The organism is Janthinobacterium woesei, from assembly GCF_051380875.1.
Lineage (GTDB): Bacteria > Pseudomonadota > Gammaproteobacteria > Burkholderiales > Burkholderiaceae_D > Janthinobacterium.
On sequence record NZ_JBNYXW010000015.1, the window covers coordinates 1 to 17,373 of the forward strand.

Consider the following 17,373-nt stretch of genomic DNA (forward strand, 5'->3'; position numbering starts at 1 on the left):
GCGGTCGCCAATTGATTTACCTAAAAGACGAGAGTAAACGCGAAAACGAGAAAGTTTACAAGGGCTGCCGCAACGCATTGAATGTAAACGGCTTTTTCGCCCACGCGCTCGACGGTCCGGACTTGTGTATAACGACGTGGGTCAGACCCAAAAGGGTCTGACCCCAAAGTGGTTTATTGGCCAGCGGCCACCGGCGCGGCACCGCTCCTGGCTACCCACTCGATCAGCGCGTCGACGGCGGCGCGGCCGTTGCCATTGCCTACCAGGTCGCTATTGACCATGGCGACCACCACGCACAGCTGGTTATTGGCGTCGGGCACATAACCGGCGATGGCCACCACATTCTTTAATGTCCCCGTCTTGATGCGGGCCCGCGCGGCGGCGGGGCTGCCCAGCAGGCGCTTGCGCATGGTGCCGTCGAGGGCGGCGATGGGCAGGCTGGACTGGAACTCGGGCGCCCATGGACTTTGCTGCATCGCTTGCAAGACACCCGCCAATTGCGCTGGCGCAATGCGTTCCGTGCGCGACAAGCCGGAACCGTTCTCGAGCAGCATGCCCTGGGTCTCGATATTGTGCCGCTGGAACCATTCTTGGACTACTTGCCGCGCCCGGCTGGCCGTGTCTTCCGGCACGCTCATGGCGACGGGGCGGCTGCCCAGCCAGCCATCGCTTTGCAAGCTGCCCAGGCTGAGGAACAAGGTGCGGGCCAGGGTGTTATCGGACGTCTTGTTGATATCGCGCAGTACGTCCGGCAAGGCGCGTGCGACATGGTCGGCCAGCATGCGCGTGCCGACGGGCTCGGCGGTGGGTGGCAAGCCCGTTGCGGCTGCTTCGCGCACGCTGCCCGTGATCGTGCCGCCCAGGCGTTTCCAGGTGGCGCGGAACAAGCGGTCCGCGTAATCGTTGCGATCGAGCACATTGATGCTGGTCGCCTTGCTGCAGTTTTGCGGGAAGGTGCCGTGCAGTACTACCTGCAGCTTGCCGCTGGCATCGCGCCGGTATTCGGGTGGGCGCCAGCCATCTTCCCATTTGGCGCAATTGCCCTTGACCAGCTTCATGTCGCTGGTGATGCTGACATTCTCCAGTGCCGGCTGCATCTGGAAGTCCAGTTGCCGCTCTGTCGCGCTGATGTTGATATCGATCAAATTGGTATTGAGCAATAGCGCATCGGGGATGACGTTGTAGCGGAACTCGGCCGACTCATCGAATGGCTGCGCACCGATGTCCGGCCGTGCCGGCTGGAACAACTGGCGATCGAGGATCAGGTCGCCCTTGATTTTCACGATACCCTGGGTGCGCAGCGTTTGCAGCATGCGCGCCAGTACGTCCGCATTGAAATCCGTATCGGCGCCGCCGCGCAGGATCAAGTCGCCCTTCAGCACGCCATTGATGACGTCGGCACTGGTGCGCAGCTCGGTGCGGCCGCGAAAGATGGGACCGAGTTGCTCCAGGCCCACGGCCGTGGTCACCAGCTTCATGGTGGAAGCGGGCTGCATGCTGCGCTCGGCCCCATGCGACAGCACGGTGGTGTTGCCACGCAGGACGACGGCACCCATGGCGTCTTCGGGGATATTCGCGCTGCGCAGCAGCAGGCTGACCGATTCGGGCAATTGCGCCTGTGCATTCGACAGGCCAAGACTAGCCAAAAGCGCGGCCATCAGAACAGGACGTAACATGGCTCTCCTTAGTGGAAAAAGACGTAGGCGACAAAGACGGCGGCGATTACGCCAGCGAGATCGGCGATCAGGCCGGCCGTGATGGCATAGCGCGTCTTGCGGATGCCCACCGAGCCGAAATACAAGGCCACGATATAGAAGGTGGTGTCGGCCGAGCCCTGGAAGACGCAGGCCAGGCGGCCGACGAAGGAGTCGACGCCGTAAGTGTTCATGGCGTCGATCATCATGGCTTTCGAGCCGGAGCCGCTGAGCGGCTTCATCATGGCCGTCGGCAGGGCCGGCACGAAGTCCGTATTGATGCCCAGGCTGGCGAAGAACCAGTTCAGGCCGCTCATCAGGAAATTGAACACGCCCGCATTGCGGATCACGCTGATGGCTACCAGCATGCCGACCAGGTAGGGAATCACGGTGATCGAAGTCTGGATGCCGCCTTTCGCCCCTTCGATGAAGGCGTCGTACACGTTCACCTTCTTGCGCAGGGCGCCAATGATGAAGATGGCGATGACGCTGATCAAGACCAGGTTGCTGACTACTTTTGATACCAGTTCAATTTCCTGTTTCGTCAGGTATTGGGTGAAGTACCAGATCATCGCCACGATGGCGGCCGTCATGCCGCCCAGCCAGCTCAGCACGACGCGGTTGAGCAAGTTGATGCGTTGCTTGATGGATACCGTGATGATGCCGACCACGGTGGCCACATAGGTAGCGATCATGCACGGAATAAAGATATCGGATGGGTCGGCCGCGCCGAGAATGGAGCGCTGCGCCATGATGGCCAGCGGAATCAGGGTCAGGCCCGAGGTATGCAGCACCAGGAACATGATTTGCGCATTCGTCGCCTCATCCTTGTTCGGATTCAGGGTTTGCAGGCTTTCCATGGCTTTCAGGCCGAACGGCGTGGCGGCATTGTCCAGGCCCAGCAGGTTGGCCGAGAAATTCATCACCATGTGGCCCGTGGCCGGGTGGTCCTTGGGAATTTCCGGGAAGATCCGCGAAAAGAAGGGCGCGATCACCTTTGCCAGCCAGCCGACGATGCCGGCCTTTTCGCCGATGTTCATGATGCCCAGCCACAAGGTCATCACGCCCGCCAGCGGCAGGGCGATGTCCATCACGCCCATGCGCGCCGTCTCGAACGTGCCATCGATGATGCGCTTGAAGATATCGGTATCGCCGAGAAACAGCCACTGCAGCACTGCGGCCAGGAAGCCAACGAGGAAAAAGCCGGACCAGATGTAATTAAGTGCCATATGCGATCAGTTCTGTGTGTCGGGAGGGTGAAAAATATCAGCAAGCAAAGTATAGAGGCAGCCCGATACGAGTTGATGAAAGAATGCAGCAATTGCATGCCAAAAAGTTATAAGCTGGCAGTCTGTTTTCATTGGCGCCCCGTAGCTTGCCCGCGTAGTCTGGGGGATGCCTGCTGCTTATCGCTGTTCGTTACTCTTGTCTGCACTGGATCACTGATGATGTTTTTACGCAAAACCGCCTGCGCCGCCGGCCTGGCCCTGTTGACTGTATTGATGGCGCCTGGCATTGCTGCCACCGATGCGGCCCACGCCCAGGCTGCCCGCGCGGGCAAGACCTTGCACTTGTTCCTCAGCACCAGCGAGACGGGACTGGACCCCGCCGTGGCTTCCGACCTGGCCAGTTTGAACCTGATGGAAAACATCTTCGACCCGCTGCTGCGCTATGACTACCTGGCGCGCCCGGTGCAATTGCAGGGCAATACGGCGCGCAGCTTGCCGGCCATAGAAGATGGCGGGCGCACGTATCTGTTTCACTTGCAACCCGGTATTTTCTTTACGCCCGACCCCGCCTTCAAGGGCCAGCCGCGCGAAGTGACGGCGCAGGATTATGTCTACAGCCTGACGCGGCTGTATGACCCCAGCCTGAAGTCGCCCTGGCTGTTCTTGCTGGAAGACAAGCTGGTCGGCGATGCGGCTCTGAAAGCCAGGTTCAGCTACGACACGCCGATTGCCGGCCTGCAGGCGCTGGACAAATACACCTTGCGCATCCGACTGAACGCCATCGATCCGAACTTTTTGTTTTACCTGGCCATGCCGGCCACCGCCGTGGTGGCGCGCGAAGTGGCAGAAGCGTATGCGGCGCCCGGGCAGATCGGCAACCATCCCGTGGGCACGGGGCCGTTCCTGGTGAAGCAATGGAAGCGCAGCGACAAGATCGTGCTGCAGGCCAACCCGACTTTCCGCGCCACCGTATTCCATACCGAGGCCAGGGTGCTGGCCGCCTTGCCGTTTGACGCGCGTGCCATCGCCACGTCGCTGGAAGGCCAGCAATTGCCGCTGGTCGAGCGCATCGAGGTGCGCATCGTTGAGGAATATCAATCGCGCATGCTGGGTTTCTTGAAAGGCGAATTCGATTACCTGGAGCAAGTACCTGAATCGATGACGGACATGGTGCTGGCGAAGGGCGCTTTGAGGCCGGAACTGGCTGCCAAGGGCATGCAACTGACGCGCTTTCCCGTGCTGCAGACTTATTATATGTGGATGAATATGGACGACCCCGTGCTGGGCGGCACTACCAAGGACAAGCTGGCCCTGCGGCGCGCCATCGCCCTCAGCTACAACAGCGGCGAAGATATCGCCCTGCTGAAAAAAAGCCTGGCCTTGCCGGCGCAATCACCGCTGCCGCCCAACGTGCTGGGCCATGACAAGAGCTACCGCAGCCCTGTCGGCTACGATCCGGCGCTGGCGCGCGCGCTGCTGGACCGCTTCGGCTACAAGGTTGGCCCCGATGGTTTCCGCACGCAGCCTGACGGCACGCCCTTGCTCTTGAGCATGCATACGGAACCGAGCACGGTGGGACGCTTGCGCGATGAATTGTGGCGCCGCAACTTGAACGCCATCGGCGTGCGCGTAGCCTTCAAGAGCGACAAGAAGACGGAAATCATCAAGGCGTCGCGCCTGGGCAAGGTGCAGATGTTCGAGACCAACTGGATCGCCGACTTTCCCGATGGCGATAACTTTATGCAATTGTTGTACGGTGGCAACATCGGTCGCGCCAACTATGCCCGCTTCAACTTGCCCGATTACAATAAACGCTATGAGGAGGCGCGCCTGCTATCCGATACGCCGCGCCGACGCAGTCTGTACTTCGACCTGTTTCAGTTGATCCACGCTTACACGCCGTGGGTGCTGCTGACACATCCCATCTCTGCCGACCTGCAGCAATCGTGGCTAAAAAACTACAGGCGCCACCCCGTGGAATTCACGTCCTGGCGCTACCTGGACGTGGATATTGCCAAGGGTAGCCCCGCAGGCAAGTGACCATGTCGCTGAAAAGGGCATTCATTCCAAAAAGTTATGGTTAGGAAAGCATTTTTCATTGGCTGGCTGCGGATGCATCGCGCTACTCTGAAAATGAAAACAAATAAAGTAATGCGCTGGCGTCATAAAAAAATGTACCGCGAGACAGATGCCGCGACCTTACAAAACAGCCTGACTTGAGAACTCAAGTTTCGATTGCCCAACAAGGAGAGACCAGTGAAATTGAAGAAACTAGCGCAGTTGGTGGCATTGATGGGGGTGGTGGGGCCGGTACTGGCACAGGAAGCGGCACCGCCAGCGATGCAACGGGTCGAAGTCACCGGTAGTAGCATCAAACGCGTCGCCAAGGAAGGCGCGCTGCCGGTGCAAGTCATCACCTTTGATCAGATTGAAAAGCAAGGCATCACGACGACCGAGCAATTGGTGCGTACCCTGTCGGCAAATGGCACGGGCGCCGATAACATGACCTCTGGCAATAACGTCTTTGGCGCCGATGCCGACCGGGTCAGCGGTGGCGCTTCGTTCGCCTCGCTGCGCGGACTGGGGCCGTCGAGCACCCTGGTGCTGCTGAACGGACGCCGCATCGCCACCCATGGCGCCAGCGGCAAATCGGTCGACTTGAATTCGATTCCGCTGGGCGCGATTTCGCGCGTGGAAATTCTCAAGGACGGCGCCTCCGCCATCTATGGCACGGACGCCATCGGCGGCGTGATCAATTTCATTTTAAGAACCAATTACAGCGGCGTGGAAGCGTCCGTCTCCACCAACGACACGCAGGCAGGCGGCGGCGCCACGCGCCGCGCTTCCATCCTGGCCGGCACGGGCTCGCTGGAGGAAGACCGCTACAACGTCATGGCCAGTTTGACCGTCGACAAGGCGCAGCGCCTGAACGGCAGCGACCGCTCCTTCGTCAATGGCTTCCAGCCGGGCCGCGGCCTGTCGCCCGATACCACGGGTACGCCGTTTGCCAACCAGTTGACGGGCGCCGGCACGGCGCTGGGCACCTCGTACCAGTTGCCGGGCGACCCGAATAAATACCTGCAAGCCAATCCGCTGAGTTTCCAGGGCAAGTGCGACACGATAGCCGGCATGTCGCAATACCAGACGGAACTGTGGAAAGACGTGACCTCGCCGTTGCGCACCAAGTATTCCTGCGCGTATGACTATGGCGCCGACTATGTGCTGCAATTCCCCGTCGAGCGGGCCAATTTGTTGTCGCGCGGCACCTTCCAGCTGGCGCCCGAGCACCGCATGTTTGTCGAAGTGCTCGGTTCGCGCACCAAGGCCACGGCCATTTTGACGCCGATGCAGGTGCAGGCGACGATGACCAACAAGGCCGTGTATCCGGTGGGCGGCGCGTATTACCAGGATTTGTCGGCGTATATCCCATCGTTTGACAATACCAAGCCGATTTCCTATAAATGGCGCGCCAATGACGTCGGCAACCGTACCCAGGAAAACACCACCGACAATGCGCGCGTGCTGGTCGGCTTCGAGGGTAACTTCGGCAAGTGGGATTACAAGGCCGGCATTTCGCGCGCCGAAAGCACCACCAAGACCAAGCTGACGGACGGCTATTCCTACACGGACAAGCTGTATGCGGCGCTGGCGACGGGCATCATCAATCCGTGGGTGGGCGCTGGCCAGAGCCAGACGGACGCGGCCAGGCAATTGATCGAATCGACCAAGTTCCGCGGCGACTTCCAGCACGGCAAGACGACCTTGACGCAGATCGACGGCGCCGTTTCTGGCGAGCTGTTCCAGCTGCCAGCCGGCGCGCTGGCCATGGCGGCCGGCTTTGATTTGCGCCGTGAAGGCTATAATTTTGCGCAAGACACCGATGCCACGAAAATTCTGTTGGCACCAGGCAACGCCTCCTTGAGCGATGCCAGCCGTACCGTCAAGGCAGTGTATGCCGAGCTGCTGGTGCCGGTCCTGAAAGACCTGGAAATGCAGCTGGCCATCCGCCGCGATGAATACAGCCTGGTGGGTGCGACGACGAATCCGAAAGTGGCCTTCCGCTATCAGCCGACCGACTTCCTGCTGTTCCGTGGTTCAGCCAGCAAGGGCTTTTTGGCGCCCAGCTTCCAGCAGCTGTATTCGGGTTCGCTGAGCCAGGAATTGCCCAACGGCGTGATCGACCAGGAAGGTTGCGCCAAGCATCCGGGCGTGCCCGAGTATTGCGCCATCGACCGCCTCGATTACACGACCGGCGGCAACATCAACCTGAAGCCGGAAACATCGAAGCAGGGCAGCGTGGGTTTTGTCATCGAGCCATTCAAGGGCTATTCCGCCTCGTTTGACTACTGGGCCATCAATACCAAGGACCGCATCCTGAACCGCACGCCGCAAATCGTGCTGGCCAACTACCAGGCGCTGAACCAGTACATTCACCGCAATCCGGACGGCACCATCGAGTACGTGCAGGCGGGCTGGATCAATGCGGCAGGCAGCCGCGTGCGCGGTCTTGATGTGGCATTGCGCGGCGAAGGCAAGATCGAGGATGCCAAATGGACGGCGACCCTCGATGGCACGTATATGGACAGCTTCAAGTTTGCGGAATATCAAGGCCAGCAATACCAGGAACTGGTCGGCAAGTTTTATACGCGCGATCTGTACCTGCGCTGGAAGCACAATGCCAGCTTTGGCCTCTCGCGCGGCGACTGGAGCGGCTTGCTGATCCAGAGTTTTGCTTCCGGCTACAAGGACCAGGTGCCGAATGGGGGCAAGGGCACGCCGCCTGCCGGCTTCAACCCGGACGTGTCCAGCTACACCACGTATAACTTGTCGGGCAGCTACACGGGCTTCAAGAATACCACCTTGACCCTGGGCATCCAGAACCTGTTCGACCGCGATCCGCCATTCACCGCGCACAACGTCGATGAAGTGGTGGGCGCCGGCTGGGATCCGCGCGTGGCCGACCCGCGTGGCCGCGCCTTCACCTTCCAGCTGAAGTACAAGTTCATGTAAGCAACCATGCCGGTGGTAATCCCGCTGGCATGCTACTCTCGTGCGGCGGCGCCTGGCGCCGCCGTTTTTATTCCAGGAAAGGGCCGCATGTCCAGTCAGACCAATCTCAGCCGGCGCCGCTTTGGCGGCTTGCTGGCCGCCACCTTGGGGGCGGCAGGTGCACCGGCATTGGCGGCGGCCGCGCAAGGGAAGGGCAAACGCATGCAAGAGCAATATCCTTTGATCAAACCGGCGCGCTTGCGCCAGGGCGACTTGGTCGCCATCGTTGCACCGGGCGGCTTTACGGATGACGACGCCATCGCCAAGGCCGTGCGCAATATCGAATCGCTGGGCTTGCGTGCCATGCTGGGCGCCAACATTCGCGGCGTGCACGGCACCTACGCGGGCACGGTGCAGCAACGCCTCGACGATTTGCATGCGGCGTTTCGCGATCCCGAAGTCAAGGCGATCTGGGCGATACGCGGCGGCTCCGGCTGCATTTCGCTGCTGGCGCTGCTCGACTATGCCTTGATCCGCGTCAGTCCGAAGATATTGATCGGTTACTCCGACATCACGGCCCTGCACCTGGCTATCGGTCGCCAGACAGGCCTGGTAACCTTCCACGGCCCCGTGGCCTCGTCGACGTTGTCCGACTACACGCTGACGCAGCTGCAAAATGTGCTGATGACGCCGCAAGACAACTACACGATACCGATGGCGCTGGACAACCACCGCCGCGCGCAGACGGCAGCGAACTTCGCCATCCGCACCGTGCATGGCGGCCAGGCCACGGGACGCTTGACGGGCGGCAACCTGTGCATGGTCAGCGCGCTGGCCGGCACGCCGTATGCGGCCGATTTCCGCGAGCATATTTTGTTCCTCGAAGAAATCAACGAAGTGCCGTACCGCATCGACAGGATGTTGTGCCAGCTGGACCTGTCCGTGGGTTTTGACCAAGCGGCGGCATTGATGCTGGGCATCTTCGAGCATTGCGAAGCGGCCGAGGGCGACACCTCGCTGACCTTGAATGAAACGCTGGACCAGCATTTGCAGCCCTTGAGCGTGCCGGCCGTCAGCGGCTACTCGTTTGGGCATATCCGCCACCAGTTCACCATCCCGATGGGCATATTGGCCACGCTCGATGCGGATCGGCAAACGCTGACCTTGCTGGAGGCGGCCGTCAGTTAGCTTGCGCACGTCGGCGCGTGCAGATTGTCAGTATGATAGGGGGCATGATCAACCGCCACGCCAGTGCCTACATACTCAGCCATCCGCTGGCCTTCACGCTGCAGGTGCTGAAGGCCTTTCGCGCCAACCAGGGCTTGCTGCTGGCGGGCGCCGTCGCGTATTACTCGCTGCTGTCCATCGTGCCCCTGTTGATGCTGGTGGTGGTGGTTCTGTCGCATGTGATTGCGCAAGACGAGCTGTTACGCACCATCGGCCATTACCTGGAGTGGCTGGTGCCGGGCCAATCGAAGGCCATCGTGGCCGAAGTCGCGCATTTCCTCAACAACCGGGGCGTGATCGGCTGGCTCTTGCTGCTGACCATGCTGTTTTTCAGTTCGCTGGCGTTTACCGTGCTGGAAAACGCCATGAGCGTGATTTTCATGCACCGCGTAGCCATCCGCCGCCGCCATTTCCTCATTTCCGCTGTCTTACCTTATTGCTACATCCTGTGCCTGGGTGCGGGCATCTTGCTGATCACCCTGGTGGCCGGCGGCCTGCAAGTGATGAGCGAGGAAAGCGTGCGCTTCCTGCGCCATGACTGGGGCCTGGAAGGCGTCTCCGGCGTGCTGTTGTACTTGCTGGGGCTGACGGGTGAAATCCTGGTGCTCACTTCGATTTACCTGGTCATGCCCGTCGGAAGGCTGTCGATCACGCATGCGCTGATCGGCGGCGTAACGGCGGCCCTGCTGTGGGAAATCGCCCGTCATGTGTTGGTCTGGTATTTCTCGACCTTGTCACAGGTCAATATTGTCTACGGCTCCATGACGACGGCGATCGTCGTCATGTTCAGCCTGGAAATCGGCGCCACCTTGCTGCTCTTGGGCGCGCAAGTCATTTCCGAATACGAAAGAGTGGCACGCGGTGGCGAACAGGACAAGCCGCTGGCGCTAAGAACTTGATTTAAAGTATGGATTCAAATCGTTGTTGCAGCGCACAAAAATCTATGCTATACTGCGTTCAGTGATTGAGATTCGCTTGCGAATAGTCTCACTATCCAGTTTCAGCGCGGCGAGCGACAGGTGTAATGTCGATGGCGTGACAGTGCGAATGAATGGATTTTGTAATTCCGGATACGATGGTCGATTTACACCTTGGAGTCACCATGCAGATAGCATGGGAGTCCGAAAATCAGGAGGCACTTTGCAGATAGCACTGGCGTCCATGACACGATTAAAGCATTGGTAATACATTGGAACGAAGCCTGCATATGTGTGCAGGCTTTTTTTTCGTCTGTGGTTGGCATCTTGATCAACCTACTGCGCAGCTCGCTCTCGAATCGGCGTTACTCGCCGTACCGGAGTACGGCTGCGTTACTCAATCCGATATCGAGCTTGCTCGCTACGGTTGCTCAAGGCGCCGAGGCTTTTACTGCCTCACCCTTTTCGTTCCTTGCTTATAAAGCCCTGGCAATCAGGATTTTCTGGATATCGCTGGTGCCCTCGTAAATCTGGCACACGCGCACGTCGCGGTAGATGCGTTCGACGGGGAAGTCCGACACATAACCATAGCCGCCGTGCACCTGGATGGCGTCCGAGCACACTTTTTCCGCCATTTCCGAGGCAAACAGCTTGGCCATGGCCGCTTCCTTCAGGCATGGCAGGCCCGCATCCTTCATCGATGCCGCGTGGCGTATCAGTTGCCGCGCCGCTTCGATCTGCGTGGCCATGTCGGCCAGGCGGAATTGCACGGCCTGGTGCTCATAAATAGCCTTGCCGAAACTTTCCCGTTCGCGTGCGTAACTTAACGCCGCTTCATACGCGGCGCGCGCCATGCCGACCGCCTGCGAGGCGATGCCGATGCGTCCGCCTTCCAGGCCAGACAGGGCGATCTTGTAGCCTTGCCCTTCTTCGCCGATCAAGTTTTTCGCCGGGATACGGCACTGTTCGAACAGGATTTGCGCCGTGTCCGACGAATGCTGGCCCATCTTCTGTTCCAGGCCCGCCACGATGTAGCCGGGCGTGCCGGTCGGCACCCAGAAGGCGCTGATGCCGCGCTTGCCGGCCGCCTTGTCGGTCACGGCCATAACAATGGCCACGTCCGCATATTTGCCGCTGGTAATGAACTGTTTCGTGCCGTTGATGACGTATTCATCGCCATCGCGCGTGGCCGTGGTGCGCAGGGCCGAGGCGTCGCTGCCCGTATGCGGTTCCGTCAGGCAAAACGCACCCAGCATGCTGCCTTGCGCCAGCGGGCGCAGCCATTGTTCCTTTTGTGCCTCATTGGCGTACATCATGGCAATGCTGCATACGGGGCAATTGTTGACGGAGATGATGGTGGACGTGCCGCCATCGCCGGCAGCGATTTCTTCCAGCACCAGGGCCAGCGACACGTAATCGAGGCCGGCGCCGCCCAGCGCTTCCGGCACGGCCACGCCAAAGGCGCCCAGCGCGGCCAGTTCCTGCAATTCTTCCTTGGGGAAATGATGTTCCTTGTCCCAGCGGGCCGCGTTGGGCGCCAGGCGCTCGCGCGAAAAACTGCGCAGCGCTTCCTGGATCATCGTCTGTTCTTCATTGAGTATCATGGGACGTCGTCTCGATTATTCTTATGGTCGGTGTGGGGGAGTTACCAGCCGATGGGCTTGCCATCGTAGTTGCGGAACACGGCTTTTTCCGTGGCCGGCAGGCTGGCCAGGGTGGCGCGGATGCCGGCAGCGCTTTCCTCGGGAGAAATATCGGCGCCGGCGCCGCCCATCTCCGTGCGTACCCAACCCGGGTGAAAGGCCACGCAGCTGACGCCTTGCGGACCATGCACGAGGGCCGTGTCGATCAGCACGGAATTCAAGGCCGCCTTGCTGGCGCGGTACAAGGAACCGCCAGGGTTGCCGCGTTCGCTCAGGGAACCCATGTGCGAAGACAGCACGGCCAGCTTGCCGTGGGCATTGGCCACCAGCGGCGCCAGGATGGGCAGCAAGCGCATGGCTGCCAGCACGTTCGTGTGCATGACGGCATCGAAATCTTCTTGCGCAGGAAAACCGTCGTGGCGCGGGCCATACACGCCTGCGTTGAGGATGGCCACGTCGAGTTTTTCATCGTCGAGTTTCCAGCCCAGGCCGGCGCAGCCTTCCACGTCCGTCACGTCGAGCAGATGCGCTTCGGCGCCCAGTTGCCTGAGGGCGTCGCAATCGTCCGATTTACGCGCCGTGGCGATGACGCGCCAGCCATCGTGGCAGTATTGACGCACCATTTCGTGGCCGATGCCACGCGAAGCGCCGATGATCAGTGCGGTAGACATGCGTTTTCTCCTGGAAATAAAATGAAAGGGCGCGCAGCCATGCAGTAAAAACGGCGCTGCGCGCCCGTGCTCAGGAACAGCTTATACCAGTTCGATCGCCATCGCCGTCGCTTCGCCGCCGCCGATGCACAGGGCCGCCACGCCGCGCTTGCCGCCGGTTTTCTTCAGTGCGCCCAGCAGGGTGACGATGATGCGCGCGCCCGAGGCGCCGATCGGGTGGCCCAGCGCGCATGCGCCGCCATGGATGTTGATCTTGCTGTGTGGAATGTCGAGGTCATGCATGGCGGCCATCGGCACGGCGGCAAATGCTTCATTGATCTCGAACAAGTCGACATTGCTGCTGCTCCAGCCCGTTTTTGCGTAGAGTTTCTTCACGGCGCCGATGGGCGCCGTAGTGAACTCGTTCGGTGCCTGCGCATGCGTGGCGTGGCCGTGGATCCTGGCGATGACGGTGCAGCCCAGCTTTTTCGCCGTCGATTCGCGCATCAGCACCAGCGCTGCCGCGCCATCGTTGATGGATGACGAAGAGGCAGCCGTGATGGTGCCGTCCTTCTTGAAGGCCGCTTTTAACGTGGGAATTTTTTCCAGGCGGGCCTTTTGCGGGCCTTCATCGATGCTGACGATGGTGTCGCCGCCGCGCCCGGTCACGGTGACGGGCACGATTTCCCATTCGAAACTGCCATCCTTGGTGGCTGCCTGGGCGCGTTTCACCGATGCGATGGCAAACGCGTCCTGCGCTTCGCGCGTGAAGCCGTACTGGCTGGCGCACTCTTCGGCAAACGTGCCCATCGAGCGGGCATTGCCCTTTTCATCGCGGCTGTAGGCGTCTTCCAGGCCATCCATCATCATGTGGTCGTAGATCATGCCGTGGCCGATGCGGTAGCCGCCACGCGCCTTCGGTACCAGGTAGGGGGCGTTGGTCATCGATTCCATGCCGCCCGCCACCACCACCTCGGCGCTGCCCGCCAGCAAGGTGTCGTGCGCAAACATGGTCGTCTGCATGGCCGAGCCGCACATTTTCGACAGGGTCACGGCGCCGGTGGAGTCCGGCAAGCCAGCCTTGCGCAAGGCTTGGCGCGCGGGCGCCTGGCCCTGGCCAGCCATCAGGCAATTGCCGAAATACACGTGTTCAACGGCATCGGGAGCGATACCGGCGCGCTCGACGGCGGCGCGGATGGCCACGGCGCCCAGGTCACTGGCGGTGACGTTGGCAAAGTCGCCCTGGAAGGCGCCCATTGGGGTGCGCGCGGCACCGACGATTACGACTGGATCATGCATGGTGGATCTCCATTATTAAGGTGGTTCAATGAGGTGGTTCAATGAGGTGTGGTCAATGTGGTCATCACTGCTGGCGCTGCTGGCGCCGGAGTTGGGTGTTGCGGCTGCTTGCAGAAGCGGATGTGTTGCGGGTAGGGAAAGACGTCCTCGATATGCCCGTCGAGGATGCGCTGCTTGCGCGCTTGCCAGTATTGGGCCGTCAGCAGGTCGGCATGGTGCTGCATGAAATGCTTGCGGATGCGGGGATTGCCCAACAGGAAGGTGCCGAATTGCTCGGGAAACACATCATGCTTGCCGATGGGATACCACGGTTCGGCCGACATTTCTTCTTCCTCTGTACGGGCTTGCGGGATGACGCGGAACTGGCAATCGGTGATGTACTCGATTTCATCATAATCGTAAAAAACCACACGCTGCTGACGCGTCACGCCAAAGTTCTTGTACAGCATGTCGCCGGGGAAAATATTCGCCGCCACCAGTTCCTTGATGGCGTTGCCGTACTCGATGATGCCGTGTTCGACAAGGTCGTCGCGGCCCTCTTTCTCGGCGTTGCTCAGCCACATATTCAACGGCACCATGCGCCGCTCGATGTACAGGTGGCGGATGATGATTTTATCCTGGTCTTCTTCCACCAGCGACGGCGCGAAATGCTGCAGCTCGGCCAGCAAAGCATCGCTAAAGCGGGCACGGGGAAAGGCCACGTTCGAGTATTCCAGCGTGTCGGCCATGCGGCCCACGCGGTCGTGGTATTTCACCAGCAAATACTTTTCCTTGATCTGCGCGCGCGTGGTTTCCTTCGGCGGCGGGAAGAAATCCTTGATTACCTTGAATACATACGGAAACGAGGGCAGGGCAAACACCAGCATCACCAGGCCGCGGATGCCTGGGGCGATTTCAAAATGATCGGATGAGTGTTTCAGATGCTGCAGGTAATCGCGGTAAAACAGCGTCTTGCCCTGCTTTTGCAAGCCCAGTATCGTATAGATTTCGCTGCGCGGTTTGCTTGGCAGTAGGCTACGCAGGAATTGCACATAGGCCGACGGCACTTCCATATCGACCAGGAAATAGGCGCGCGTAAACGAGAACAGCATGGCGATTTGCTGGTGTTCGCACAGCACCGTGTCGAGCACCAGCTTGCCATGGCGGTTATGTAGAATTGGCACGACGAACGGGTATTCGCGGTTGCCATTGATGCCTTTGCCCACCAGGTAGGCGCCCTTGTTGCGGTAGAACAAGCTCGTCAGGACCTGGATCTGGTGGTTCGGTTCCAGCTTGTCGCCGCCAAACAACTGATGCAATCGCGCCTCGACTTGGGCCACGTCGCGCTCCAGGTTGGCAAACTCGCAGTCCAGCTGGAAATGGGTAACGATGCGCTTCAGGATGACGCGCAAGCCATCCTTGCCGGGGTAATACACGCGATAGGTGGGAACCCGCTCTTCTGTCTCGATGTATTCGGTGGAGACGACGGGGCGCACGAAAATGTAGTCATTGTGAAAATACGTGCGGTGCAAAATGTTGCAGCAGACGGAATTGAAGAACGTTTCCGCCAGTTCCGGCTGCTTGTGGCCGCTCAGCATGCCAATGTAGTGCAGCTTGAGTTCGCGCCACACTTCGTCGCTTAACTCCGACTCTTCGTATTCATCTTCGAGCATCTGCACGCATTCCTGCACGCGCTTGTCATAAAATCCGATGCGTTCGCGGGCCGCGGTTTGCGCCGCGGTCCAGGCGCCCTGCTCGAAATACTGGCGCGCTTGCTGGCTTGTTTCGCGGAATAAACGGTAATGCTTGTCGAAGCCTTCGCGGATGGTGCGCGCGATATCGAATGCAATCTGGGAAGACAGCAGTTTGGGGAAGGCAATTTGCGTCATTTGTCTGCTCGCATTGATAATCCCACCCAGTCGATAGCCGCGCGTCCGTGTTTACTTGGTTTCGGCAAATAATTCGCGGCCGATCAGCATGCGGCGGATTTCGCTGGTCCCGGCGCCGATTTCATACAGCTTGGCGTCGCGCCACAGGCGGCCGGCCGGATACTCATTGATGTAGCCGTTGCCACCCAGGGCCTGGATCGCCTCGCCGGCCATCCAGGTTGCCTTCTCCGCACTATACAGAATGGCGCCGGCCGCGTCCTTGCGCAACTGGCGCACGGCTTCCGGCGAGGTGGCGCGGTCGCAGGCCTGGCCCACGGCGTAGACATACGCCTTGCACGCCATCATGGTCGAATACATGTCGGCCAGTTTGCCCTGCATCAACTGGAATTCGCCGATGGCCTGGCCGAATTGCTTGCGATCGTGCACGTAGGGCACGACCAGGTCCATGCAGGCCTGCATGATGCCCAGCGGGCCACCGGACAGCACGGTGCGCTCGAAATCGAGGCCCGACATCAGCACGTTGACGCCCTTGCCCAGGCCGCCCAGCACATTTTCGGCCGGCACTTCGCAATCCTGGAACACCAGTTCGCCCGTGTGCGAGCCGCGCATGCCCAGCTTGTCGAGCTTTTGCGCGATGGAAAAACCCTTGAAATTCTTTTCAATCAGGAAAGCCGTCATGCCGCGCGCGCCCGCTTCCAGGTCGTTCTTCGCGTACACCACCAGCACGTCCGCGTCGGGGCCGTTGGTGATCCACATCTTGGTGCCGTTCAAGACCCAGCGGTCGCCCTTGAAGTCGGCGCGCAGCTTCATACTGACGACATCCGAACCCGCGTTCGGCTCGGACATGGCGAGGGCGCCGATATGCTCGCCCGTGATGAGCCTCGGCAGGTATTTCGCCTTTTGCTCGGCCGTGCCGTTGCGCTTGATCTGGTTGACGCACAGGTTCGAGTGGGCGCCGTAGGACAGGCCAACGGACGCCGAGGCGCGCGAGATCTCTTCCATGGCGATGATGTGCGCCAGGTAGCCCATGCCGGCGCCGCCGTATTCTTCGCTGACGGTGATGCCGAGCAAGCCCATGTCGCCCATCTTGCGCCACAGATCCATAGGGAACTGGTCGCTGCGGTCGATTTCGGCCGCGCGTGGCGCGATTTCAGCGGCGGCAAATTGTTGGATCGCTTCGCGCAGCGAGGCGATGTCTTCGCCGTGGTCAAAGGTCAAGCCTGGGAGATGGAGCATGTCGTCCTCGTCGTCGTTATCTTCGTTATATTGGTGGCGGTCATGGATGCCGGCTCAGTGAAGCTATGATACTCAGTTGTGACGTTTACGTAAACGTAAAGTAATACGTAAAGTGCTGCACGGCCAGGCAGCGCCCGGCACCTGTACCTTAGGCAGTATGCGCCTTGCCATCGTTCAACCCGGCCAGCATGCGCGCGCATGCATCTTCGTGTGAACTGATTTCCGCCAGCGCCATTTCGATATCGATGCGCTGCTGTTCCAGGGTTTGGCGATGCTGCGCCAGCAGGCCCAGGAAGCGGTCCATCTGCGCGCGCGTGTCCTTCGGCGACTCATACATGTCGACCAGGCTCTTGATCTCCGACAGCGTCAGGCCCAGCCGCTTGCCGCGCAGCGTCAGCTTCAAGCGGGTGCGGTCGCGCGGCGTGTAGACGCGGTTGCGCCCGCCTGCGCCTTCGCGTTTCGGGCTGAGCAAGCCCTGGTCTTCATAGAAACGGATGGCGCGGGCCGTGATGTCGAATTCCCGCGCCAGTTCGGTAATGGTATAGGTCGTCATTGCTGCGGGCGGTGTCGGTTGCATGGGGCGGTCGGTAGAAAGATGGGCGCTGCAAGGCAGGCTGGGCG

At 60.3% G+C, this 17,373-nt stretch carries 12 protein-coding genes; 4 read left to right on the forward strand and 8 right to left on the reverse strand.

Annotated features, from left to right (window positions below; all coding sequences use genetic code 11):
* Positions 1 to 173: 173 nt before the first annotated feature.
* Positions 174 to 1,676: a D-alanyl-D-alanine carboxypeptidase/D-alanyl-D-alanine endopeptidase gene (gene dacB, locus ACQ4W6_RS17860; protein WP_436568519.1), complete on the reverse strand. Its 1,503-nt coding sequence runs from the start codon at positions 1,674 to 1,676 to the stop codon at positions 174 to 176.
* Between the two features lie 8 nt (positions 1,677 to 1,684).
* Complete coding sequence (locus ACQ4W6_RS17865) at positions 1,685 to 2,923, reverse strand: nucleoside recognition domain-containing protein (RefSeq protein WP_436568520.1); 1,239 nt, start codon at positions 2,921 to 2,923, stop codon at positions 1,685 to 1,687.
* Between the two features lie 219 nt (positions 2,924 to 3,142).
* Between ACQ4W6_RS17865 and ACQ4W6_RS17870 the strand changes: the two genes are divergently transcribed.
* The 4 genes from ACQ4W6_RS17870 to ACQ4W6_RS17885 all read left to right on the forward strand — a co-directional run bounded on the left by ACQ4W6_RS17870 (position 3,143) and on the right by ACQ4W6_RS17885 (position 10,038).
* Positions 3,143 to 4,963, forward strand: a complete 1,821-nt coding sequence (locus tag ACQ4W6_RS17870; protein WP_436568647.1) for an ABC transporter substrate-binding protein — start codon at positions 3,143 to 3,145, stop codon at positions 4,961 to 4,963.
* 216 nt (positions 4,964 to 5,179) lie between these two features.
* Complete coding sequence (locus ACQ4W6_RS17875; protein ID WP_436568521.1) at positions 5,180 to 7,933, forward strand: TonB-dependent receptor; 2,754 nt, start codon at positions 5,180 to 5,182, stop codon at positions 7,931 to 7,933.
* Between the two features lie 87 nt (positions 7,934 to 8,020).
* Positions 8,021 to 9,100, forward strand: a complete 1,080-nt coding sequence (locus ACQ4W6_RS17880) for a S66 peptidase family protein (RefSeq protein WP_436568522.1) — start codon at positions 8,021 to 8,023, stop codon at positions 9,098 to 9,100.
* Positions 9,101 to 9,144: 44 nt separating this feature from the next.
* The gene (locus tag ACQ4W6_RS17885) at positions 9,145 to 10,038 is read left to right on the forward strand and encodes a YihY/virulence factor BrkB family protein (RefSeq protein WP_436568523.1); all 894 of its coding nucleotides are present in this window, start codon (positions 9,145 to 9,147) and stop codon (positions 10,036 to 10,038) included.
* Positions 10,039 to 10,532: 494 nt separating this feature from the next.
* Here ACQ4W6_RS17885 and ACQ4W6_RS17890 read toward each other — a convergent pair whose 3' ends face one another.
* The 6 genes from ACQ4W6_RS17890 to ACQ4W6_RS17915 all read right to left on the reverse strand — a co-directional run bounded on the left by ACQ4W6_RS17890 (position 10,533) and on the right by ACQ4W6_RS17915 (position 17,305).
* On the reverse strand, positions 10,533 to 11,660 hold the full coding sequence (locus ACQ4W6_RS17890; RefSeq protein ID WP_436568524.1) for an acyl-CoA dehydrogenase family protein: 1,128 nt from the start codon (positions 11,658 to 11,660) through the stop codon (positions 10,533 to 10,535).
* Positions 11,661 to 11,701: 41 nt separating this feature from the next.
* Complete coding sequence (locus ACQ4W6_RS17895; protein WP_436568525.1) at positions 11,702 to 12,370, reverse strand: SDR family oxidoreductase; 669 nt, start codon at positions 12,368 to 12,370, stop codon at positions 11,702 to 11,704.
* 81 nt (positions 12,371 to 12,451) lie between these two features.
* The gene (locus ACQ4W6_RS17900; protein WP_436568526.1) at positions 12,452 to 13,648 is read right to left on the reverse strand and encodes an acetyl-CoA C-acyltransferase; all 1,197 of its coding nucleotides are present in this window, start codon (positions 13,646 to 13,648) and stop codon (positions 12,452 to 12,454) included.
* Between the two features lie 38 nt (positions 13,649 to 13,686).
* Positions 13,687 to 15,516, reverse strand: coding sequence for a bifunctional isocitrate dehydrogenase kinase/phosphatase (gene aceK, locus ACQ4W6_RS17905; RefSeq protein WP_436568527.1), 1,830 nt, complete (start codon positions 15,514 to 15,516; stop codon positions 13,687 to 13,689).
* Between the two features lie 51 nt (positions 15,517 to 15,567).
* Positions 15,568 to 16,752: an isovaleryl-CoA dehydrogenase gene (locus ACQ4W6_RS17910; protein ID WP_436568528.1), complete on the reverse strand. Its 1,185-nt coding sequence runs from the start codon at positions 16,750 to 16,752 to the stop codon at positions 15,568 to 15,570.
* Between the two features lie 148 nt (positions 16,753 to 16,900).
* A complete protein-coding gene (locus ACQ4W6_RS17915) occupies positions 16,901 to 17,305 on the reverse strand; it encodes a MerR family transcriptional regulator (RefSeq protein WP_436568648.1) in 405 nt (134 codons plus the stop codon).
* Positions 17,306 to 17,373: the final 68 nt, after the last annotated feature.

Coding starts and splice junctions, on each gene's coding strand:
- ACQ4W6_RS17890 (WP_436568524.1), bottom strand. CDS start 11,660: ATGATACTCAATGAAGAACAGACGATGATCCAGGAAGCGCTGCGCAGT.
- aceK (WP_436568527.1), bottom strand. CDS start 15,516: ATGACGCAAATTGCCTTCCCCAAACTGCTGTCTTCCCAGATTGCATTC.
- dacB (WP_436568519.1), bottom strand. CDS start 1,676: ATGTTACGTCCTGTTCTGATGGCCGCGCTTTTGGCTAGTCTTGGCCTG.
- ACQ4W6_RS17880 (WP_436568522.1), top strand. CDS start 8,021: ATGTCCAGTCAGACCAATCTCAGCCGGCGCCGCTTTGGCGGCTTGCTG.
- ACQ4W6_RS17885 (WP_436568523.1), top strand. CDS start 9,145: ATGATCAACCGCCACGCCAGTGCCTACATACTCAGCCATCCGCTGGCC.
- ACQ4W6_RS17915 (WP_436568648.1), bottom strand. CDS start 17,305: ATGACGACCTATACCATTACCGAACTGGCGCGGGAATTCGACATCACG.
- ACQ4W6_RS17910 (WP_436568528.1), bottom strand. CDS start 16,752: ATGCTCCATCTCCCAGGCTTGACCTTTGACCACGGCGAAGACATCGCC.
- ACQ4W6_RS17900 (WP_436568526.1), bottom strand. CDS start 13,648: ATGCATGATCCAGTCGTAATCGTCGGTGCCGCGCGCACCCCAATGGGC.
- ACQ4W6_RS17870 (WP_436568647.1), top strand. CDS start 3,143: ATGTTTTTACGCAAAACCGCCTGCGCCGCCGGCCTGGCCCTGTTGACT.
- ACQ4W6_RS17865 (WP_436568520.1), bottom strand. CDS start 2,923: ATGGCACTTAATTACATCTGGTCCGGCTTTTTCCTCGTTGGCTTCCTG.
- ACQ4W6_RS17895 (WP_436568525.1), bottom strand. CDS start 12,370: ATGTCTACCGCACTGATCATCGGCGCTTCGCGTGGCATCGGCCACGAA.